The organism is Clostridium sp. YIM B02500 (assembly GCF_022324665.1).
GTDB lineage: Bacteria > Bacillota > Clostridia > Clostridiales > Clostridiaceae > Clostridium > Clostridium beijerinckii.
In genome coordinates this window covers 18,469-41,785 of record NZ_JAKGTE010000042.1, presented here as the reverse complement: position 1 = coordinate 41,785, position 23,317 = coordinate 18,469, and the positions used below count along the sequence as shown (strand labels likewise).

22 protein-coding genes are annotated in these 23,317 nt (G+C 29.1%); 12 read left to right on the top strand and 10 right to left on the bottom strand.

Annotated elements, in window-relative coordinates; all coding sequences use genetic code 11:
* Nucleotides 1-515 precede the first annotated feature (515 nt).
* The 7 genes from gyrA to dnaA all read right to left on the bottom strand — a co-directional run bounded on the left by gyrA (nt 516) and on the right by dnaA (nt 9,348).
* Complete coding sequence (gyrA, locus tag L1S46_RS23455; protein WP_238901127.1) at nt 516-2,996, bottom strand: DNA gyrase subunit A; 2,481 nt, start codon at nt 2,994-2,996, stop codon at nt 516-518.
* A 23-nt stretch (nt 2,997-3,019) separates the two neighbouring features.
* Nucleotides 3,020-4,927, bottom strand: a complete 1,908-nt coding sequence (gene gyrB, locus L1S46_RS23450; RefSeq protein WP_238901126.1) for a DNA topoisomerase (ATP-hydrolyzing) subunit B — start codon at nt 4,925-4,927, stop codon at nt 3,020-3,022.
* A 54-nt stretch (nt 4,928-4,981) separates the two neighbouring features.
* Nucleotides 4,982-5,242, bottom strand: a complete 261-nt coding sequence (locus tag L1S46_RS23445; protein ID WP_011967370.1) for an extracellular matrix/biofilm biosynthesis regulator RemA family protein — start codon at nt 5,240-5,242, stop codon at nt 4,982-4,984.
* Nucleotides 5,242-6,345, bottom strand: a complete 1,104-nt coding sequence (gene recF / locus L1S46_RS23440) for a DNA replication/repair protein RecF (protein ID WP_238901125.1) — start codon at nt 6,343-6,345, stop codon at nt 5,242-5,244. Before recF ends, L1S46_RS23445 begins: the two co-directional genes overlap by 1 nt.
* A 48-nt stretch (nt 6,346-6,393) precedes the next feature.
* On the bottom strand, nt 6,394-6,600 hold the full coding sequence (gene yaaA / locus L1S46_RS23435) for a S4 domain-containing protein YaaA (protein ID WP_031276195.1): 207 nt from the start codon (nt 6,598-6,600) through the stop codon (nt 6,394-6,396).
* Between the two features lie 36 nt (nt 6,601-6,636).
* Nucleotides 6,637-7,737 (bottom strand): DNA polymerase III subunit beta, encoded by a 1,101-nt coding sequence (gene dnaN, locus L1S46_RS23430; protein ID WP_011967367.1) that lies wholly within the window; start codon nt 7,735-7,737, stop codon nt 6,637-6,639.
* Between the two features lie 261 nt (nt 7,738-7,998).
* Entirely contained in the window at nt 7,999-9,348 is a 1,350-nt protein-coding gene (gene dnaA / locus L1S46_RS23425; RefSeq protein WP_011967366.1) for a chromosomal replication initiator protein DnaA, read from the bottom strand.
* 498 nt (nt 9,349-9,846) lie between these two features.
* On the opposite strand from dnaA, the gene rpmH reads away from it, so the two are divergent.
* From rpmH to L1S46_RS23365, 12 genes are all read left to right on the top strand, one after another.
* Nucleotides 9,847-9,981, top strand: coding sequence for a 50S ribosomal protein L34 (rpmH, locus tag L1S46_RS23420; RefSeq protein WP_008419045.1), 135 nt, complete (start codon nt 9,847-9,849; stop codon nt 9,979-9,981).
* A gap of 59 nt (nt 9,982-10,040) precedes the next feature.
* Nucleotides 10,041-10,418 (top strand): ribonuclease P protein component, encoded by a 378-nt coding sequence (gene rnpA / locus L1S46_RS23415; RefSeq protein WP_012061252.1) that lies wholly within the window; start codon nt 10,041-10,043, stop codon nt 10,416-10,418.
* Nucleotides 10,390-10,599 carry a membrane protein insertion efficiency factor YidD gene (gene yidD, locus L1S46_RS23410; protein WP_012061251.1) on the top strand — a complete coding sequence of 70 codons (210 nt, stop codon included), beginning with the start codon at nt 10,390-10,392 and terminating at the stop codon, nt 10,597-10,599. The genes rnpA and yidD overlap by 29 nt, the downstream gene beginning before the upstream one ends.
* A 23-nt stretch (nt 10,600-10,622) precedes the next feature.
* Nucleotides 10,623-11,387 carry a membrane protein insertase YidC gene (locus tag L1S46_RS23405; RefSeq protein ID WP_017210027.1) on the top strand — a complete coding sequence of 255 codons (765 nt, stop codon included), beginning with the start codon at nt 10,623-10,625 and terminating at the stop codon, nt 11,385-11,387.
* A gap of 45 nt (nt 11,388-11,432) precedes the next feature.
* Entirely contained in the window at nt 11,433-12,059 is a 627-nt protein-coding gene (gene jag, locus L1S46_RS23400) for an RNA-binding cell elongation regulator Jag/EloR (protein WP_238901124.1), read from the top strand.
* Between the two features lie 180 nt (nt 12,060-12,239).
* Complete coding sequence (gene mnmE, locus L1S46_RS23395; protein WP_012061248.1) at nt 12,240-13,628, top strand: tRNA uridine-5-carboxymethylaminomethyl(34) synthesis GTPase MnmE; 1,389 nt, start codon at nt 12,240-12,242, stop codon at nt 13,626-13,628.
* Between the two features lie 9 nt (nt 13,629-13,637).
* The gene (mnmG, locus tag L1S46_RS23390; protein ID WP_238901123.1) at nt 13,638-15,518 is read left to right on the top strand and encodes a tRNA uridine-5-carboxymethylaminomethyl(34) synthesis enzyme MnmG; all 1,881 of its coding nucleotides are present in this window, start codon (nt 13,638-13,640) and stop codon (nt 15,516-15,518) included.
* 23 nt (nt 15,519-15,541) lie between these two features.
* The gene (rsmG, locus tag L1S46_RS23385; RefSeq protein WP_238901122.1) at nt 15,542-16,261 is read left to right on the top strand and encodes a 16S rRNA (guanine(527)-N(7))-methyltransferase RsmG; all 720 of its coding nucleotides are present in this window, start codon (nt 15,542-15,544) and stop codon (nt 16,259-16,261) included.
* A gap of 137 nt (nt 16,262-16,398) precedes the next feature.
* Nucleotides 16,399-17,181, top strand: coding sequence for a nucleoid occlusion protein (gene noc / locus L1S46_RS23380; protein WP_012061245.1), 783 nt, complete (start codon nt 16,399-16,401; stop codon nt 17,179-17,181).
* Between the two features lie 352 nt (nt 17,182-17,533).
* The gene (locus L1S46_RS23375) at nt 17,534-18,295 is read left to right on the top strand and encodes an AAA family ATPase (protein ID WP_012061244.1); all 762 of its coding nucleotides are present in this window, start codon (nt 17,534-17,536) and stop codon (nt 18,293-18,295) included.
* Between the two features lie 8 nt (nt 18,296-18,303).
* On the top strand, nt 18,304-19,164 hold the full coding sequence (locus L1S46_RS23370) for a ParB/RepB/Spo0J family partition protein (protein WP_238901121.1): 861 nt from the start codon (nt 18,304-18,306) through the stop codon (nt 19,162-19,164).
* 60 nt (nt 19,165-19,224) lie between these two features.
* Complete coding sequence (locus L1S46_RS23365) at nt 19,225-19,713, top strand: DUF4446 family protein (protein WP_238901120.1); 489 nt, start codon at nt 19,225-19,227, stop codon at nt 19,711-19,713.
* Nucleotides 19,714-20,808: 1,095 nt separating this feature from the next.
* Here the strand turns inward: L1S46_RS23365 and L1S46_RS23360 are convergent.
* The 3 genes from L1S46_RS23360 to L1S46_RS23350 all read right to left on the bottom strand — a co-directional run bounded on the left by L1S46_RS23360 (nt 20,809) and on the right by L1S46_RS23350 (nt 23,310).
* Entirely contained in the window at nt 20,809-21,045 is a 237-nt protein-coding gene (locus tag L1S46_RS23360) for a hypothetical protein (RefSeq protein WP_238901119.1), read from the bottom strand.
* Nucleotides 21,046-21,404: 359 nt separating this feature from the next.
* Nucleotides 21,405-21,992 carry a spore protease YyaC gene (gene yyaC, locus L1S46_RS23355; RefSeq protein ID WP_065417466.1) on the bottom strand — a complete coding sequence of 196 codons (588 nt, stop codon included), beginning with the start codon at nt 21,990-21,992 and terminating at the stop codon, nt 21,405-21,407.
* Nucleotides 21,993-22,158: 166 nt separating this feature from the next.
* Nucleotides 22,159-23,310 (bottom strand): aminotransferase class V-fold PLP-dependent enzyme, encoded by a 1,152-nt coding sequence (locus L1S46_RS23350; protein WP_077855391.1) that lies wholly within the window; start codon nt 23,308-23,310, stop codon nt 22,159-22,161.
* Between the last annotated feature and the right edge of the window lie 7 nt (nt 23,311-23,317).

Sequence of the window (23,317 nt, the reverse complement as noted above, 5' to 3'; positions counted from 1 at the left end):
ATCAAACTCTCAATAAAAAGTTTAATCTTAGCTTACTCAAATAAAAATTGCTGGTTTACTTAAATGTATTTATGTTATTCTGTTCAATTTTCAAAGACCAATTTTCTTTCCTACAATTCTCATTGTAGTTATTAATTTTCATCACCCTCAAGCGACTTTCTTAGTATATCACCTGATTTATACACTGTCAACAACTTTTTAAAATTTTTTTTAAATTATATCAAAAATACTTTTTCTAAATTTAATTAAAGTGTTTATCTGCTTCAGCGACGTTTTTTATATTAACATAATAATTCAACAGTACTTATATAATATAACCCAATTATATTAATTTATGTTAACATTAATTAATATATCTATATGATACTTAATATATCTTATTATGATACACCTCGCATATATGTAGATATTTTTATAAAATTTTAATATATAATACCTATAAAAAAATAAGGCTATAACGTATATTCAATAGTTATGCCTTATTTATAATCTTATAAGATTTATTATATCTAATATTATTCTTCTATATTATTTATTTCAGATTCAGCTTCATCACCAGATTCAGTTTCTTGATCATCACTGCTTAATATTTTAGCTATTGCAACAACTTTCTCATCTTCATTCGTTCTCATCAATGTTACCCCCATTGCTGATCTACTTGTTACAGAGATATCTGCTACATTAATTCTAATAGCTACTCCACTAGAATTTATAAGCATTAATTCATCATCTACCTTACAAATTGTAGCGCCAGCAAGCTTTCCAGTCTTTTCACTAATTTTATAAGTTATTAGTCCTACTCCGCCCCTATTTTGAAGCTTATATTCAGCAATAGGAGTTCTCTTTCCATATCCATTTTCACTTATTACTAATAACTCTTCTCCATCAACAGCAATATCCATACATACTGCTATATCATCTTCTTTCAAATTAATGGCTTTAACACCTGATGCAGTTCTTCCCATTGATCTAACATCTTTTTCATTAAATTTAACGGCATAACCATTTTGAGTTACAACCATAATATTAGCATCACCATAGGTATTCTTTACTTTTAATAATTCATCGCCATCTTTTAAGCTTATTGCGATTAATCCATTCTTTCTTAGATTTTTAAATTCACTTAATGGAGTCTTCTTTACTATTCCTTGCTTAGTTCCCATAAACAAAAAGCCTTCTTTTTTCTCATCTGTTACAGTAAGTACTGTTTGAATCTTTTCATCAGGTTCTATTGCTATAAGATTTATCAGATTTGTTCCTTTCGCCTGTCTTCCAGCATCATGAACTTCATAAGCTCTTAATTTATACACTCTTCCTTTATTTGTAAAGAATAGTACATCTGAATGTGTTGATGTTATCATCAAGTGCTCAACAAAATCATCTTCCTTAGTTGACATTGCTTGAATTCCTTTTCCACCTCTTCTTTGTGATGAATAAGTGTCGGCCGAAATTCTTTTTATATATCCCGAATGTGTTAATGTTATCACAACATCTTCTTCTTGAATTAGATCCTCTATATCAATTTCATTTACTATTTTTTCAATTTTACTTTTTCTCTCATCTGAGTATCTATTCTTTATTTCTAATAGTTCCTCTTTAATAACATCTAACAGTTTTTCTTCACTAGCTAAAATAGATTTTAAATATTCTATTTGTTTCATTAGCTCATTATACTCTTCCTCGATTTTACCTCTTTCTAATCCAGTTAATCTTCTTAATCTCATCTCTAATATAGCCTGAGATTGCTTTTCAGAAAGTTCAAATCTTTCCATTAGAGTATTTTTGGCAATTTCAGTAGTATTAGAATTTCTTATTATACTTATTACTTCATCTATGTTATCTAATGCTATCTTTAAGCCTTCTAAGATATGTGCTCTAGCCTCTGCCTTGTTTAAATCAAATATAGTTCTTCTTGTTATAACTTCTTTTTGAAATTCTACATAATTTTCCAGTATTTGCTTTAAATTTAAAACCTTTGGCTCATTATTAACTAATGCTAACATAATAATGCCAAATGTATCTTGAAGCTTTGTATGCTTATATAATAAATTTAATACTACACTTGGATTAGCATCTCTTTTAAGCTCAATTACAATTCTCATACCGTCTCTGTCTGATTCGTCTCTCAAGTCAGAGATTCCAGTAATCTTTTTATCTTTTACTAAATCAGCAATATTTTCTACAAGTTTTGCTTTATTTACTTGATATGGTATCTCAGTAACAATTATTGAGTGCCTTCCGTTTTCTTCTTCTATTTCAGCATTCGCTCTTACTATTATCTTTCCTTTACCAGTTTCATATGCAGCCCTAATTCCTGCTTTACCCATAATGGTAGCCCCTGTAGGAAAATCTGGTCCTGTAATTTTAGTCATAAGTTCCAAAACTGTGCTTTCAGGATTATCTATAAGCATAATAGTCCCATCAATTATTTCAGCCAAATTATGTGGTGGAATATTAGTTGCCATACCAACTGCAATTCCTGATGAACCATTTACCAAGAGATTAGGAAATCTTGATGGTAATACTACTGGCTCTTGCTCTTCGCCATCAAAGTTAGGCATAAAATCAACTGTGCTCTTATTAATATCTCTTAACATTTCAACTGCTATTTTATTCATTTTTGCTTCTGTATATCTCATAGCAGCTGCACTATCACCATCAACTGATCCAAAATTTCCATGTCCATCAACTAGCATATATCTCATTGAAAAATCTTGAGCCATTCTAACTAATGCATCATAAACTGAACTATCACCATGTGGATGATATTTACCTAGAACATCTCCAACTATTCTTGCACACTTTCTATATCCCTTTTCAGGGGTTAATCCCAATTCCTGCAACGAATATAGTATTCTTCTATGAACAGGTTTTAGTCCGTCTCTTACATCTGGCAATGCACGACCGACTATAACACTCATTGCATAATCTATATAACATTTCTTCATTTCATTTTTAATATCTACAGGTATAACTTTTCCTTCATTAAAATCCATGTACTTCACCTCGTATTTCAGTACTAAATATCTAAATTAACAACATTTCTAGCATTTTGTTGTATAAATTCTTTTCTTGGTTCGACTTTTTCGCCCATCAGTATTGTAAAAATTTCATCGGCTGCCATAGCATCTTCTATGTTTACTTTTAATAAAATTCTCTTTTCCGGATCCATAGTTGTATCCCATAATTGAGACGCATTCATTTCTCCAAGACCTTTATATCTTTGAATATCAGTAGAATTATCTTTTCCACCTAACTCTGATAAAACACTTTCTAATTCAGGATCACTATATGCATAATACTCCTTTTTACTCTTACTAACTTTATATAATGGTGGTTGTGCTATGTATACATGCCCATCATCTATTAAATTCCTCATATATCTGTAAAAAAATGTTAGTAATAATGTTCTAATATGAGCACCATCAACATCGGCATCTGTCATAATTATAATTCTATTATATCTAATCTTCTCAACATCAAAATCATTTCCTATGCCTGCTCCAAATGCAGTAATCATTGATCTAATAGTATCTGCATTTAATATTCTATCTAATCTTTGTTTTTCAACATTTAATATCTTACCTCTTAAAGGTAAAATAGCTTGGAATTTTCTATTTCTTCCTTGCTTTGCAGATCCACCTGCCGAATCTCCTTCGACTATATAAATTTCACACTCCCTTGGGTCTTTAGATGAACAATCTGCTAATTTCCCTGGCAATGTAGATCTTTCCAAAACTGATTTTCGTGTTAATTCTCTTGCTTTTCTAGCTGCATCTCTGGCTCTGGCAGCCATTAGAGCCTTATCAACAATCATTTTACCTATGTTAGGATTTTCCTCAAGGAATATGCCTATATTTTCACCAACAATTGAGTCTACAATTCCTCTTACTTCGCTATTTCCTAACTTAGTTTTTGTTTGCCCCTCAAATTGTGGCTCTTCAATTTTTATAGATATTACTCCAGTCAGACCTTCCCTTATATCATCACCAGTAAAATTCTTGTCATTCTCTTTTATATGCCCAAATTTTTTTGCATAATCGTTAAATACTCTAGTTAGTGCAGTTTTAAATCCAACTAGATGCGTTCCGCCTTCAACTGTATCAATATTGTTGGCAAAAGAAAATATATTTTCAGTATAACCGTCATTATATTGAAGCGCTACTTCCACGGATATATTATCTTTCACCCCTTCAATATATATAGGTTCTTCATGAAGTGGCACTTTATTCCTATTCAAGTAGCTAACAAAGGATTTAATTCCACCCTCGTAATGGAAAACTTCTTCTTTCTCATCTCTTTTATCTACTAACCTTATATATATTCCTTTATTTAAGAATGCTAGTTCTCTTAATCTTTGAGATAAAACTTCGAAATCAAACACTATTTCATCAAATATTTCTGCATCAGGCTTAAAATATGTCTGTGTTCCAGTCTGGTCACTGTCCCCTACTTTTGTAAGTTCGTTTAGAACCTTTCCTTTACTATATTTCTGCTGCCATATATGCCCATCTCTATTAACTGTGACAGTACATTCTTCCGAAAGAGCATTAACTACAGATGCACCAACTCCGTGTAATCCACCTGAAACCTTATATCCTCCCCCTCCAAATTTACCACCTGCGTGCAATATTGTCATTATAACTTCAACAGTTGATTTTCCCATCTTAGGATGTATTCCTACAGGCATCCCTCTACCATCGTCATTTACTGTAATCGAATTATCCTCATTAATGTATACTTCTATCTTATTACAATATCCTGCTAAAGCCTCATCAATGCTATTATCTACGATTTCATATACTAAATGATGAAGGCCTCTTGAACTAGTGCTTCCAATATACATTCCTGGTCTTTTTCTTACTGCTTCTAATCCTTCAAGAACTTGTATCTGATTTTCATCATATTTTCTGTTATTTTGTTCCAAATCAGACTCCTCCTAAACTTAATAAGTATTATTAAAATTTTTAATTTTATGAAACTAAGAACTATATTCTATATCTGTTCTTTTTGTTAATGTAGTTGATGATATTGGTGATAAATATATTTTACTCTTATTATCTACTTCTGCTATTATAAACGACTTTGGCTTTTCTTCTGTTATTCTTTCTACAAATCCGTCTTCTTCTGCTAGTCTTAAAAATTGTATTGTGTCAGAGCTATACATCGTATTTTGAAGATCGAATATTCCAATAATGTCTTTAATGGGAACTACTACATTTTCACCTAAATGCAAAAACATTATATATTCCTCCCTTGATTTAAAATTTGTCCGTTTAATACATTAAATATCTTGACTTTATCATCTAAATAATCATTTAAATCCTCAATTCCAGCACATGTTATTATAGTTTGTATATCCTTTATTGATCTTAATATATATTTTTTCCTATTTAAATCAAGCTCCGATAAAACATCATCTAACAATAATACTGGATATTCACCTGTAATCTCTCTAATGATTTTTAAAGATGCAAATTTCATAGTTAGAATCGATGTTCTTTGTTGTCCTTGAGATCCGAAAATCTTAGTATCAATATTATTTATAAATACGCTAAAATCATCTCTATGAGGTCCTACAGATGTTAACCCCTTTTCCCTATCTTTTTGAATATTATCTTTTAGTTTTTTTAAATAATTATCTTTAAATTTTCCATTCTCTAGATTAACAGTACAATTATATTTAAAGTTTATTGCTTCTTTTCCAGATGTAATTTCTTTATGAATTATATCACCGTAAAAATTTATCTTATTTATATATTCTAACCTTTTTGAAATAATATAATCAGCATATTTACTCAATTGCATATCATATACATCTAAAATATCTTCACTAAATGACCTGCTCTTTAACACAATGTTTCTTTCGCCTAGAACTTTATTATATTGTACTAAGTTGAAGTAATAATTTGGATTTACCTGAGATAATTCCATATCTAATACTCTTCTTCTCAAACTTGGTGCTTCTTTTATAACTTTTAAATCTTCTGGAGAAAACATTACTACATTAAAAATTCCAAATAGTTCACCTATCTTATTTACTTTTATATTGTTTACTTTTATGGCTTTCTTACCATCTCTGAGTATATTTATATCGATCTTTTTATCTAATCTATTTTTCCCTATAAGTAAACTTATGTAGGCTGTACTATTTTCCCAATTTATTAATTCTTTATCTTTTGATGTTCTGTGTGATTTTGCAAAAGCACAATAATATACTGATTCTAAAATATTTGTTTTTCCTTGAGCATTATCTCCCACAAACACATTAACATTTTCAGTCAATTCTACGCTTAATTTTTTATAATTCCTATAATTAAGCAAATTTATATTTTTAACATACATAAAAATACACCTATAATAATTATATCATAACTAATCAAATAACTATCTCTATATTATTTCAAAATCTGAACCTTCGAAGTTTACTACATCTCCAATTCTTAATTTTTTACCTCTTTGAGTACAAACTTCTCCATTAACCTTTATCATTCCATCTTGCACATAAATCTTAGCTTCTGAACCTGAGCTAGCAATAGATGCCCATTTTAAAAAAGCATCTAATTTTATAATTTCAGTATCAATTTTTATTTTATTCATTTTCATTATATAAATATTAAAATAATATTTATCCTCCTATCTCATTAGTCTTACTGGCAAAACTAAATATTTTGCATTTTCATTATTATGTTCTTCAATAACACATGGGCTTATACCAGATGTCATTTTCATAACAACTTCATTATCCTCCATGTTCTTTAAAACATCTAACAGATATTTTGAGTTAAATGCAATTTCTATTTCATCTCCTTGCAATTTTATCGAAATTTCATCTCTTACCTTTCCCAATTGAGAATTAGAGGTTATTACTAAGTTATCTTGATGTAAATCTAATTTTATTAAATTAGTATTTCCATCCTTAGCCATTAGAGATGCTCTTTCTATCGCATTTTGTAGTTCTTGTCTATTAACATTTACAAATAGTTTGTGTTCTTGTGGTAATAATGATTTATAATTTATGAACTTACCTTCTAATAATCTAGATATTATTTTAGTTCTTTTTAAATTAAATAATATATGGTTATTAGTAAATGTTATATCCACAATCTCATCTATATCTTCTAGTATCTTTGATACTTCATTTAATGTTTTTCCTGGAATTACAACTTCTATATCAATATCCGTATCCAAAAATTCACTTTTTATAGCTAGTCTATATCCATCTAGAGCAACTAGGTTTAAGTTTTTATTTCTCACTTCGAATAATATTCCTTGAAGAATAGGTCTTGTTTCGTCTTGAGCGATAGCAAAAGAAGTCCCTTTTATCATATTTTTTAATATATTTTGATTTACTGATATTTTTAAATTCTCATTAATTTCAGGTAACTCTGGAAATTCATTTGTGTTCATATAAACTACATCAAATATGGATTTTTCACAAGTTATTTTTATTAGCTGATTTTCCATAGTTTCTATTCTTATAGTTGAATTAGGTAGTTTTCTTATTATTTCTCCAAATATTTTAGCATCAATAACTATACTTCCTTCTTCCATAATAGTTGCATCAACTAATGTTTGAATACTAACATCCATGTCTGAACCTATAAGAGTTATTGTTGAATTATTTGCATTTATATAAATACCTTCTAATATGGGCATTGTTGATTTACCTGTTATGGCTTTTTGAACTATTGATATACCTTCTAATATTTTTTGTTTTTCACATGTAAAGATCATTGAAAATCCTCCTTATTTTATTCACAAGAATTAAAGATGATAATTAGTAGTTAGATAAATATTTTTATAGTAATAATAGTAGTAGGGGCTGTTAATTTGTTGATAACTAGTATAATCGCTGTAATATCAACAAAATTTAATTCAAAAATATTGTGGATAAATCAGTAACAAAACAGACTGGTTATCCACAAGTATAAGCATAATATAACTAAAAAAATATTATCCACAAGTTATTATGTACTTATTATACAGCTCTGTGGATTAATTCTGAGTCAATTTTTTTGTAATGTCGTTAACAGTACTTTGTAATGAATCATCAGTTTTGAGATTCTCAGATATTTTCTCATAAGCATGTATTACTGTGGTATGATCTCTTCCTCCAAATTCTTCTCCAATTTTAGGTAAAGACATATCTGTTAGCTTTCTACTTAAATACATTGCTATTTGCCTTGGGTAAGCAACATTTCTAGTCCGCCTTTGAGATTTTAAATCTTCAACACGCAAATTAAAGTAACTAGAAACTACATCTTGTATTAAGTCAATAGTCACATGCTTTCCTTGCTTTTTAGATATTATATCTTTTAATGCTTCTGTAGCTAAATCTACAGTAACTTCTCTGTTAGTTAATGAGGAGTAAGCAATTATTCTTATTAGTGCGCCTTCAAGTTCTCTTATATTAGATTTAATTTTAGTAGCAATGTAGCCCATAACTTCATTTGCTACATTTAGATTTTCAACATCAGCTTTCTTTTTTAGTATTGCCATTCTAGTTTCGAAATCAGGGACTTGAATATCTGCTATTAAGCCCCATTCAAATCTAGATCGAAGCCTATCTTCTAATGTTGGAATTTCTTTTGGCGGTCTATCTGAAGATAATATAATTTGTTTATTCGCATCATGTAACGCATTAAATGTATGAAAGAATTCTTCTTGAGTACGCTCTTTTCCGGCTATAAATTGTATATCATCTATAAGTAAGATATCAACATTCCTGTATTTATTTCTGAATTCTTCATTCTTATCATCTTTTATAGCGTTTATTAATTCATTGGTAAATTTTTCAGATGAGACATATACAACTTTAGCATTAGGATTACCATCTAAGATGTAATGACCTATAGCATGCATTAAGTGAGTCTTTCCAAGTCCGACTCCACCATATATGAATAACGGGTTATATGCTTTTGCTGGTGATTCTGCAACTGCCAAAGATGCAGCATGAGCAAATCTATTACTATTACCTATTACAAAAGAATTAAAAGTATATTTTGGATTTAATGTAGACGACATTTCATCATTAACTACAATAGCTTTTGATTTCTGATTTGATGAACTCTTAATTTCTTCTTTTTCATAGATTTCAGACATTATAATAAATTCAATTGTATATAATTTTGAACATACTGCTTTTATGGAATTTGCAACTAAATCTTTATATCTTTTATCTAAAATATCTTGAGTAAAGGAATTTGGAACGCTTATCTTTAGAGTATTAGAAGAAATAGACAGAGGTTCGCAGCTTTTAATCCAAGTATTAAAACTAACTTCACTTAGCTCACTTTTTATAATATCTAAGGTTTTATCCCATAAATTTTTAAGATCGGCATCCATTCTTATTCCTCCAATATTGTAATAAAAAAATTTTTATAATAGTTATGTACAGTTTATCAACAAGGATATTAACATTCATATATTATAGCCAAGTATGTATATAAATATATCAACATGTTAATAACTATGTGTATATATTAAATTTCTATAAATTTAATAACAATCTGTTATTAAGTGTTATAAACATGCTAAGATCTAAATAAAATCAACTATAAAGCATGTACTAACAATAAAAATAAACAAGTTATGCACAATTTTATCCACACATGTGGATAAGTTTTTATATTAATAAGTTATTCACAACATAATATTTATGATAACATAAGTAAATACTTATATTCAATAAGTTATCCACAAAAAAATATATATAAATATATTTATCAACAATTATTACCACCTTGACAGAAAAATAGTATATCTATATAATGATAAAGTAAAATTTAAATAGCGAAGTATAGTTTTTACTATAAATAATAAATTTAAGGGGGTGCATATGTAATGTTTATGACTTACCAACCTAAAAAGAGACAAAGAAAAAAAGAACATGGTTTTAGAAAAAGAATGAGCACTCAATCAGGAAGAAACATTCTTAAGAGCAGAAGACAAAAAGGAAGAAAAAAATTAACAGCTTAAGGGCCCATTAGTGGCCTTTTTTCTGCAAATGCAGGGAAAAAAGGAGTATAAAAATATCTATGATTTATAGATTAAAGAAAAATTTTGAATTTACAATTGTATATAAAAGAGGTAAATCATTTGCAAATGAGCTTCTAGTTATGTACATATTAAAAAATAGAAGGAATAAGGATAGAGATTTTTTAGCCTATAGCAAGGTAGGTATTTCTGTAAGTAAAAAAGTTGGGAATAGTGTTGTTAGAAGTAGATGTAAAAGATTAATAACTGAAAGCTTTAGATTAAATTATAATTATATAGTAAAGGGATATGATTTTGTTTTTATAGCAAGAAATCCTCTTCAAAGTAAAAGCTACTTTGAAGTAGAAAGAGCTATGAGAAGTTTAATTAAAAAGGCAGGCTTATATAATAATGAAGAAATTACTAATACGCCTAATTAAATTTTATAGAAAATATATTTCACCTGGAAGATCTTCATGCTGTAGATTTGTGCCTACTTGTTCACAATATGCAATAGATGCCATAAATAAATATGGAGCTTTTAAAGGTAGTGCATTAGCAGTTTACAGAATATTAAGATGTAATCCTTTTTGTAAGGGTGGATATGATCCAGTTAGGTGAGATATTAGGAGGTATATATTTTAATGTTTCAAGCAATAGTTAACTTTATGAAAGGGATATTTGATTCCCTGCATGACTTTATAGTTAGTATGGGAATATCAGATGTTGGGCTATCTTATGTTTTGGCAATATTTATTTTTACATTGATTATAAGAATTTTAATATTACCATTTAACATTAAGGCAGCAAAGTCATCACAAGGAATGCAGAAAATTCAACCAGAAGTGAAAAAGCTTCAGGCTAAGTACAAAGACGATCCTCAAAAACTGAATACTGAAACTATGAGGCTATATAAGGAGAATAATGTTAGTGTAGCTGGTGGGTGCCTTCCATCATTATTACCTCTACCTATACTAATGGCTCTCTATTGGGTATTTATGGGGATACAAGGAATAGAAGGTGCTTCATTCCTATGGATTCACGATTTATTTGCACCAGATAAATATTATATATTACCAGTATTAGCTGCATTGTCAACATATATACCATCTTATTTAATGTCTAAATCAACACCATCACAACCAGGTGGAATGAATATGGGAAGTATGAATTTAGTTATGGCTGGAATGATGGGTGTTATGTCATTGAATTTTAAATCAATACTTGTACTTTACTGGATAATTGGTAATTTAATTCAAACAATACAAACATATTTTTTAAACTATAGGCCAGCAATGAGAGAGATGGATGATAAGACTCAAAAAGATGCTGTAGCAGAATCAGATAAATTTGTTATGGCAGTGGAAGAATCTAAAAATTCAGCTAGTAAAAAGAGAAAAAAGAAATAATCAAAAAGTGATTTTGCTTTGATATTAGAGGTGGTGAATTAACAGATGAAATCAGTAGAAGTGGAAGGAAAGACTGTTGAAGAAGCCTTAAATAAAGCTTTAAGTGAACTTGATGCAAATAAGGATATGGTTGATATTGAAATTTTGGATCATGGCTCAAAGGGTTTATTTAATGTTATAGGAGTTAAACCAGCAAGAATTAGAGTTTCTAGAAAATATAATTATATTGAAGACGCACGAAACTTTATAGTCCATATACTCAAGGGAATGGAAGTTGAGGCAACTATTGATATTAAAGAAGAGAATGATAGCATTATAATTAATTTATCCGGAGAAAAAATGGGAGTGATAATTGGTTATAGAGGAGAGACATTAGATTCTATTCAATATTTAGTTTCACTTGTAGTTAATAAGTTACATGAACTTCCTCATAAAAAGGTTATACTAGATACCGAAGATTATAGAAGCAAAAGAGAGGAAACTCTTAAAGGTGTTGCAATTAAAACAGCTAATAGAGTTAAGAAAACAAAAAAATCATTTAAACTAGAGCCAATGAATCCATACGAGAGAAGAATCATTCATTCTGCACTTCAGGAAGATGCCTTTGTTAATACATATAGTGAGGGCGAGGAGCCGTTTAGAAGGGTAGTCGTTGAATTAAAGAAAGATTAAACTTAAAAAGAAAGCCATAATGGCTTTCTTTTTAAGTTTATAAATAAAATTTATGATTAAAAAGAGAAGTTTTAGCTAATATAACTTTGACTATTTAAATTTTGTTATGTAAAATTGATAATAGTTAAAAAGGAGTTTTAGTTTAGAAAATATTCTTCTTTAAAAAGAGGAGGAAATTAAATGAAAGAATTTGATACTATTTGTGCGATCGCTACACCAATCGGAGAAGGCGGAGTTTCAATAATAAGAATTTCAGGGGAGAATGTTTTAAAGATTGCTAGTAAGATATTTACCCCTAGGAATAAATACGATATTGAAAGCATGAAAACATACACTATGAAGTATGGTAATATTGTGGATTTAGAGAACAAAAAAGAGATAATTGATGAAGTTATTTTAAGTTATATGAAAGCGCCAAGAAGCTATACGGGTGAAAACGTGGTAGAAATAAATTGTCATGGAGGAGTTATATCTACTAATAGTGTATTAGATCAGGTTATCAAAGCTGGTGCAAGACTTGCAGAACCTGGAGAATTTACTAAAAGAGCATTTTTAAATGGAAGAATAGATTTGAGTCAGGCCGAAGCAGTTATGGATATAATAACTGCTAAAACAGAGTTATCGATGAAAGCCGCTATGATTCAAAGCAAAGGGGCTTTATCTAAAGAAATAAATGAATTAAGAGGGTATTTGCTAAACGTTTTAGCGCTAATTGAATATGCAGTTGATTTTACAGAAGATGATGAGGATATCGTTGATGACAATTTAATTTTACAGATTAAAGATGGGATCGAGAATACAAATTCAAAAATTGAAACCTTATTGTCTAATGCGGATGCGGGTAAAATTGTGAGAGATGGACTCAATATAGTTATTGTAGGAAAACCAAATGTAGGAAAATCTTCATTACTTAATGCATTATTAAGAGAAAATAGAGCTATAGTAACAGATGTCCCAGGGACAACTAGAGATATAATTGAGGAATATATAAATCTTGATGGAATACCGGTTAAAATAACCGATACAGCAGGAATAAGAGATACAGAAGATGTAGTAGAAAAAATAGGTGTGGAAAAATCAAAAGAGAAAATTGAAGAAGCAGATCTAATAATACTCATGCTTGATGCATCTAGATATATAGATGAAGAAGACAGTAGAATAATTAATAAAATAAAGAATAGAAAATATATAGTATTATTAAATAAGATGGATTTGAAAGATATAAAAATTCAAGAAGAAATACTTAAGAATTTAAGTAATATAATAAATATATCAGCTAAAACTGGCCAAGGAATAGATATTTTAAAAGATGAAGTTAAAAAGTTATTCTTTAATGGAGAGATAAGCTCTGAAAGCTTAATAATTTCTAATGCACGACATAAGCAAGCGTTATATAAATCATTAGAAAATTGTAAAATGGCTTTAGATAAAATTAATGCTAATGAATATCTTGATTTAATATCAATTTATATAACAGCGGCTATGAAAGCTTTAGGAGAAATAACTGGAGATGAATTAGAAGAAGATTTATTAAACAAAATTTTTAGTGAATTTTGTGTAGGAAAGTAGGTAAAAGTAATGGCAGTAAATTATGATGGTGGTCAATTCGATATAGTTGTTGTTGGTGCAGGTCATGCGGGATGTGAAGCTGCATTGGCATCAGCAAGATTAGGCCTTAATACATTAGTATGTACAATAAATTTAGATTCAATAGCATTGATGCCTTGTAATCCTAATATCGGTGGTACTGCAAAAGGTCATTTAGTTAGGGAAATTGATGCACTTGGTGGAGAAATGGGGATCAATATTGATAATACATTTATCCAGTCAAGAATGTTGAATACTTCAAAAGGACCAGCAGTTCACTCATTGAGAGCTCAAGCAGATAAAAAAAGTTATCAATTTAGAATGAAGAGAATTTTAGAGGAACAGGAAAATCTTAAAATAAGGCAAATTGAGGTAACTGAACTTAATGTTGAGAATGGAAAGGTGACAGGCGTAGTTACTAAAAATGGAGCTATTTTTAAATGTAAGGCGGTAATTCTTGCAACTGGTACATATTTAAAAGGAAAAATTATAATTGGTGAAGTATCATATAGTGGCGGTCCTAATGGTTTATTTCCAGCTAATGACCTATCACAATCATTATTAGATTTAGGAGTTTCTTTGAGGAGATTCAAAACTGGAACCCCAGCTAGGATAAATAGAAGATCTGTGGATTTTTCTAAGATGATAGAACAAAATGGTGATGATAATATAATACCTTTTTCATTTATGAGTGAAAATATTGAAAGGGAACAAGTATCTTGTTATTTAACCTATACAAATGATGAAACACGTAAAATAATTAGAGATAATATAGGAAGATCTCCAATTTATAATGGGAGTATAAAAGGCGTTGGTCCTAGATATTGTCCATCAATAGAAGATAAAATAATGAGATTTCCAGATAAACCACAACATCAAATATTTATTGAACCTGAGGGGCTTGACACACTAGAAATGTATGTAGGTGGATTTTCATCATCATTACCAGAAGAAGTGCAAATTAAAATGCTTAAAACCTTACCAGGACTTGAAAATGTTGAAATGATGAGAACTGCATATGCAATTGAGTATGATTCAATTGATCCTACTCAATTAAAACCAACATTAGAATTTAAAGATATTGAAGGATTATATGGTGCAGGTCAGCTTAATGGAAGTTCAGGATATGAAGAGGCTGGAGCACAGGGGTTAATTGCAGGTATAAATGCAGCATTAAAAATTAAACAAAAAGAACCACTAATACTAACTAGATCTGATGCTTATATAGGAGTTCTAATAGATGATTTAGTTACAAAAGGGACTAATGAACCTTATAGGATGATGACTTCAAGAGCAGAATATAGATTATTATTGAGGCAGGATAATGCAGATTTTAGATTAACGGATTTAGGGTATAGAGTTGGATTAGTCACAGAGGAAAGATATGATAAATTTATAAAGAGGAAACAAAATATTGAAAATGAATTAGAACGATTAAAGAATTTAAAGGTAACTAATAAAAAAGAAATAAATGAATTTTTAATATCATTAAATTCAGCTGAATTGAGAAAGCCAATTACTTTTTATGAACTACTACAAAGACCTGAATTAGATTACTTTGATTTACAACAAATAGATTCAGAGAGGCCAGAATTACCTCATGACGTTGGAGAGCAAATTAATATATTAACAAAATATGAAGGATATATCCAAAGTCAGCTTGAACAAGTTGCTCAATTCAAGAAATTTGAAAAGAAATTATTACCTAAGGATATTAATTATAGTGATATTAAGGGGTTAAGAACTGAAGCAATACAAAAGTTAAGTGATATTAGACCAATAAGCATAGGTCAGGCAACACGTATTTCAGGAGTGTCTCCAGCAGATATTTCAGTATTACTTATTTATCTTGAACATTATTATAATAAATAATTTTAATTATTATTGGAGGAATTATGAAGTTTTATGATTTAATGTCTAAATCAGCAGAAGATGTTGGTTTACAACTATCGAAAGAGCAGTATGAAAAATTTATTGATTATATGAAACTTCTTCAAGAATGGAATGAAAAGATTAATTTAACAGCTATAATTGATGATGAAGAAATAATCAAAAAGCATTTTATTGATTCAATAAAAGCATTTAAAAGAAATGAATTCAAAATTGCTAGCAGCTTAATAGATGTTGGTACAGGAGCTGGTTTTCCAGGTTTGCCTATTGCAATAATGAGAGCTGATTTGAATGTTACATTATTAGATTCATTGAACAAAAGAGTGAGTTTTTTAAACACAGTTATTAATAGAATTGGAGTATCTAATGTAACAACTATACATTCTAGGGCTGAAGATGGAGCAAAAGATATTAAGCTAAGAGAGAATTTTGATATTGCAACATCTAGGGCCGTTGCAAATATGAGTGTATTATCTGAATTATGCTTACCATATGTAAAAGTTGGAGGAAGTTTTATTGCGCTAAAAGGTCCATCAGTTGATCAAGAAATTACAGAGAGCACAAATGCAATAAAGATTTTAGGTGGAAAAGTATTGGAAGTTTGTGAAATTAACATTGAAGATACACAATTAAAACATAATTTAGTTGTCGTGAAAAAGATAGATAGATCTCCTAAGGGATATCCAAGAAGAGCAGGAGTAATAAGTAAAAATCCAATTAAATAAAGATATTACATAAATAATTGAAATTTGATTATGTAAGCAGGTATATGATAAAATATTAAGGTAGGAGTTAAATAGACAAATAAGGATATTAAGGTAAAATATGTATGTAGTATTTTAATAAGGGATGGGTTGGGAACATGAATAATGAAATAGTAAGTATTAGCATAAATAAAGTCATTCCAAATATTTATCAACCACGTAAATATTTTAATGAAGAAGCTATAGAAGAATTATCACAATCAATTAGAGAACATGGAATAATTCAACCAATTACTGTAAGACGGCGTGGAGAGGTCTTTGAATTGGTAGCAGGAGAGAGAAGACTTAGAGCAGCTAAGTTAGCTGAGTTAGAGACGGTTCCTTGCAATATTATAGATATAACTGACTCTGAATCTGCTCAGATAGCTCTACTTGAAAATCTTCAAAGAGAAGATTTAAATTACATAGAAGAAGCAGAAGCGTATTATAATTTAATAAGTGATCATAATTTTACGCAAGATGAATTAGCAAAAAAGATGGGAAAGAAGCAATCAACAATCGCTAATAAATTAAGATTGCTAAAGTTAAGTAGTGAAGTTAGGGAATTATGCTTAAAGAATAAATTAACTGAAAGACATGCAAGAGCTTTATTAACAATTCCGACTGAAGAAATGCAGTTAAGAATTGTTCAAAAAGTAATAAAAGACGGATTAAATGTTAAGAAAACAGAGGAATTAATTAACAAAGAATTGCTTAAATTAGCTGGAGAAGAATTAAAAAATAAGAATAAAAGAAATATAAGAGGCGTATTGCCGGCTAAACTTTATGTTAATACAATAAAACAAGTTTTGCAGAAATTTGATATTCCAGCTGAATATGCATATAAAGATGATGATGAGTTTATAGAAGTAGTAGTAAAGATACCAAAAACAAAAAAATAAGCGGAATAATTGGAAGTTAAGGTTTTACTAAGTATTGCCTTAACTTTAATTATATATACATGTTGTAATTAAAGTTCTACATTTTGGTCTTAACTTAGGGATTACATGACTGGAATTATAAATGTAAATTTATTATTGCAAGTATATATTAATCTTATATTTATAAATATAGAAATATAGGATTGTCAATCATATTTATACACAGAAAATTAAGAATTAATGAAAAATATTTTATGATAGAATATATTTTATTAAGAGTTATTGTTTTTTAGAACATAATTCTTTTATTATAATAAAAAAGTATATATAATATTAATATGGAAAGGGGGGACGCTCTTTTAGGGCTGTGCTTATGAAAGTAATTTGCATTTTTAATCAAAAAGGTGGGGTTGGGAAAACAACTACTAATATAAACTTATGTGCATACTTAGCAATGGAAGGTTATAGAGTATTGACTATAGACATAGATCCTCAAGGAAATACTACGAGTGGATTAGGATTGGATAAAAGTAATTTAGACTTATCCATTTACGATGTGTTAATTTCTGATGCAACTATGAAGGAATCTATAGTAAGGAGTGACTTAGTCCAGAACTTGTACATATCACCGTCAACGATGGAACTAGCTGGTGCAGAGGTGGAACTTATAAATAGAAGTGATAGGGAAAATATAATGAAGAATAAATTAAAAGAAATTGAATCAGAATATGACTATGTGTTTATAGATTGTCCGCCGTCTTTAGGGGTATTAACAATAAATGCATTAACATGTGCAGATTCAGTGCTAATACCAATACAATGCGAATTCTATGCATTGGAGGGAGTTAGTCAATTAATAAACACAATACAATTAGTAAAAAAATCTCTTAATAAAAAGCTAGAAATCGAAGGTGTTGTAATGACAATGTTTGATTATAGGACAAATCTTAGTAATGAAGTTTTGAAAGAAGTAAAAAAATATTTTAAGAATAAGGTATATGAAGCTACAATATCTAGAAATGTAAGGCTTGCAGAGGCGCCAAGCTTTGGACTTCCGATAATGTTGTATGACGAAAAATGTAAGGGCGCTGAGGCGTATGTAAAATTAACTAAAGAGTTTTTAGAGAGACAGTAGGTGATAGAATGGCAAAGAAATTCGCCTTAGGAAAAGGATTAGGCGCACTTATACCGGAGGAATCAGATAATACTGAACAAGAAAATAATAGTTTGCTCATTCCTATAAATAAAATTAAAAGTGATGAAGATCAACCAAGAAAATTATTTGATTCAGAAAAAATAGCTGAATTAGCAGAGTCAATCAAAACCCATGGTGTTATTCAACCTTTAATTTTAAGAGAGCTAAAAAATGATAGATACATTATAGTTGCTGGAGAGCGCAGATGGAGAGCGGCTAAAATTGTTGGCTTAAAAGAAGTCCCAGCAATAATAATGGAATTAAGTGATAGAGATATATTAGAAATATCATTGATAGAGAATATTCAACGCCAAGACTTAAATCCAATAGAAGAGGCTTTAGCATATAGAAAATTGTTAAATGATTTTAAAATAACACAAGAAGAATTAAGTAAAAGAATAGGAAAGTCAAGGGTTGCTATTGCTAATACAATGAGATTGATGAATCTGGATGAACGTGTTCAACAATATATAATTGAGAGTATCATAACGGAAGGACATGGAAGAGTGCTTCTTTCAATAAATGATAAGCAGAAACAGTATGAAATAGCTCAGCAGGTAATTGATGAAAAATTATCCGTTAGAGAATTAGAAAGATTAATAAAAAGAATTAATGATGATATTGAAAAGGAAAAAAATAATGAAAATATAGGAGAAGTAAATCCTTATTATAAAGAAATTAAGAATCAGCTTCAGAACTATTTTGGAACAAAGGTAAATATTTTAAACAAGAAAAACAAGGGTAAAATAGAAATTGAATATTATTCAGAGGAAGATCTTCAAAGAATACTCGACATTATTAATATGTAATGTTTCACGTGAAACAATTATGAAAGGAATGACACAAAATTGGATATGCTAATTAGTGCAATGAATGATATAATGCCATATTTATTAATTGGAATGGCAATAATAATTATATTATTATTTATAATGGTAGTGGTCTTATTTAAAGCAGTTGGAAAAGTAGAAAGCAGATACAGAAAATTAATGAAAGGTACTACTAATAATAATTTAGAAGAAATGTTACTGGAAAGATTAGATAGTATTGAGGATGCTAAAGAAAGATCTGATAAGGCTCTAGAAGAATGTAAGAGATTAGAAGTTAAGATGAAGGATTGTGTTCAAAAAGTAGCAATTATGAGATATAAGGCATTCGAGAATGTTGGTAGTGACTTGAGCTTTTCGATAGCTATGCTAGATGATAGAAATGATGGGGTTATTTTAACTGGTATATATGGAAGGCAAGAAAGTACAACTTATGCAAAACCAATTGATAAGGGAATATCAAGATATGACCTTTCGGAGGAAGAGTTATATGTTTTAAATGAAGCAGCTAATAAAGAAAATAAAAATTAGTAGAATTGATTTTAGTTAAGTGAGCACCAATAGATTTTGGTGCTCTATTTTTGTATTTAAGAATGTAACAAGTTGGATTTGTGGTTACGGAAAGCTTTTGGCTGTAAGTGAAGAAATAAATCTCTGCTGCAAAATTATAGCATGTTCGCCGACTTGAACTATGAACTACAAGGAGGTGCTTTTATGGACATTGATAATTTAGAGTATAGTGAACGGAATGGTAAATATCATATAGTTTTCATGCCAAGGTTTAGAAAAAAATTTATATACAAGAAGATAAAGAATGATATATGAAAACACCTGGATTATTATGTGAAAAAAATACTTGAAATTATAGAAGTGAAAGCATTTCTAGATTATATAATATGTTTGTAAGTATACCACCTAAATTAAGTGTAGTGAAATCTAGGGGGTATCTGAAAGGTAGAATTCATTGATGATTTTTTATAGACACACAAAAATGCAAGTATAGAAATGGACAATTTTCTGTAAGGATATTATGTAGATATAATAGGAATAAGCATAAAGATAATAAAAGAGTATATAAAAATAAAATATAGAGAAGATATAGCGTATGAATAAATGAACCTTGAAGGAATATATCGACGCATTTACATAGATAATCAAGATTGATTTCCTTATTGAAAAATAGATATTATCTACAATGGTGCAGCTTTGTTTAAAGAAATTTACAGTTGAATAAAAAAATAGATTACAAGCTATTTCTAATGACTAGAAAAATTTTCTAGACCTACCCGCTTGAAGTAGCTTTGTAAATATATTATTTTAGACTTTTCTAAATTCTTATTAGCAACTTATATTCAGTATTAATGTGAAGAAAATCAATACAGTATATTTCGCAATAAGTATAATTTACTAACATTATGATTAGATATCTATTAATACTTTTTTTACTTTTCACTTGATTTCCATCTAGCCCTAAGTAAGTTTTGTAATCCCTAAAAAATGGTTCAATCGCCTAACGAACAGCTAATATATAGGCTTTATTTTCAAGCTTGAGAAGTGTTGTAATTAATTTTTGAGTTAATTCTATCTTTATCATAGATATCAATTGAGTATGGCAGAACTAATCCGTTACACGGTAGTAAAGAAACTATTATTTGAAAGAAATCTAGTAATACTAGTTCTATGTTTCGAAGGAGCAAGCTCTGCTATGTCGGAAATTTTAACATTATAACCTTCTGATATCATAGCATTCATTATATTTTCTAAATTCCTTAATTGACGCGTAGTTAAGTAAAAATTAAAATTTAGTTCTTTTAAAGAATTGTATATTGATAGTTCATCCGATACAATTGTGTTTTGAAGCATTTATGTATGGCTCCTTGTTGGCATTATTGTGTGGTAACTCAATTATAACAAGGATTTGTCATAGGTGTTTTTTACTTTATTTAGTTGTAGAATTATTCAAGCATTTTTACACTAGTATAGTTATAAGTAAGTGATTATAGTTATGTTAAAAACCAGAAAATTATTAAATTATAATATACCACGCATGGTTAGAAAGTTTTTATTATTAAAAGAAAATAAAGATTGTTTCACGTGAAACAATCTTTATTAAAAAATAATACAAAATAGTATTACACTGATGACACTATATAAGTTTAAAATAAATTAATAATCATAGAAATGAGAATTGTTTTGTTAAAACAATTAAGAATTAAAAGTTACTAAAATTGAATATTTACAGAAGTGCTAGTAGTGCTAGGCCTATCTAAGCTCTTTAAAATAAAATAATAGATACCTCTAGAAATTGAATCTGCGAGATTCATAACAGTATATAATCTAGTATTTTGTAAAACCAAAAAATCAAATCCTCCGGATACATTTACAATACCAGTTATACTCATATCACCAACGGCAGGAAGGTTCTTATTTAAAGCCAAACCAGGAAGTAGAGGCTTTTTCTGTATGAAAACTTTACCTATATTATTTATAGATCCTAAACAAGAATCGATTGCTATAATATATGGATTTATAAAATTAAAATTTATCTCATTTAATTTACTTACTATATTTTTTGCATGTATTGGATTTTCGAGTGTTCCAAATATATGTATATTATTCTTAGAAAAATGTTTTAATTTATGTCCTACTAATGGGCCTAATGAATCTCCAGTAGATCTATCACTTCCAATACAAATAAATATAATTGGTCTATCTTCATAAAGTATTGGTTGTAATTCAGTCAATAAATAATCTTTGATTTTAGTACAAGAAGCCAGTGAAGATGAGTTTACAGAAAAACTTTGACACATAAGAAAACCTCCTTTTATTAGATTTATTTCCAATAAAAAGAGGTTTTATTCATTGTCTAAAAATAATAAATAGAATACAAATTAAATTAATAATCACATCTAACAAGAAAATAATATAAAAGGTATGTATTAAGGCCGGTGCTAAGAGCACTTGAAATATTTGTTGTTATAGATTTTTCGAAATTTTATTTAGAACCGTAAGCACATAATTAACTTCTTCCTTAGTTGTAAAATAACTAATGCTTAGTCTGACAGTTCCGGATGGATAACTACCTATGGTCTTGTGTGCTAATGGAGAACAATGCAAACCAGATCTAGTCTTTATTCCTTCACATTCTAAATAATATCCCAATTCAGAAGGATCGAGGGAATTAAGATTTATAGAAATACATGAACTTAGCCTTTTGCCAGATAAATCACCATAAACAGTTATTCCTTTGATGTTTAGCAAACCTTCTAGCATATGTTTTATTAAGTAGTTATTATGTTCATAAATTGAATTTAAACCTACTGAGTTTATGTATTTAATAGATTCTGATAATCCAACTATCCCTGGAAGATTATGAGTTCCGCATTCAAACTTATCAGGTAGAAAGTCTGGTTGTGATAAAGAATAAGAAAGACTTCCAGTACCGCCATGTATTAGACTTGAACAAGAGTCATTAAATTTAGAGTCCAATATAAATCCACCAATTCCTTGCGGACCCAATAAACTTTTATGTCCTGTAAAAGCTATCGCATTAGCTTTTATGTTTTTCATATTGATATCCAGAACACCGGCACCCTGAGAAGAATCAACAATGAAAAAAATATTGTTTTCATCACATATTTTACCGATGTTATATAGGTCTTGTACTGAGCCTGTGACGTTAGATGCTTGAGTCATTACAACTAGCCTTGTTTTATTAGTAATTTTCTTCTTTAAATCATTGGCATTGATAAAACCTTCAGAATTTGCAGCCACTATATCTAATTCAATTTGAAGATTCTCCTTACAAGAGAATAATGGTCTAATAACAGAATTATGTTCCATTGAAGATGTTATTACATGATCACCATGCCTTAAAATACCTTTGATTAATATGTTTAAAGATGTAGTAACGTTGTTTGTAAAAATAACATTACTAGGGGAATCATAACCAAAAAAATTGCAAATTAATTCTCTTGCATCATAAAGGTATCTATTACTTTGAAGAGAATTACTGTAATTTCCACGGCCTGCATTGCCACCTACATTTAGCATATAGTCACACATGGCATTAATAACTTGCTTTGGTTTAGGAAAAGTTGTTGATGAATTATCTAAGTAAACTTCCATATCAAGT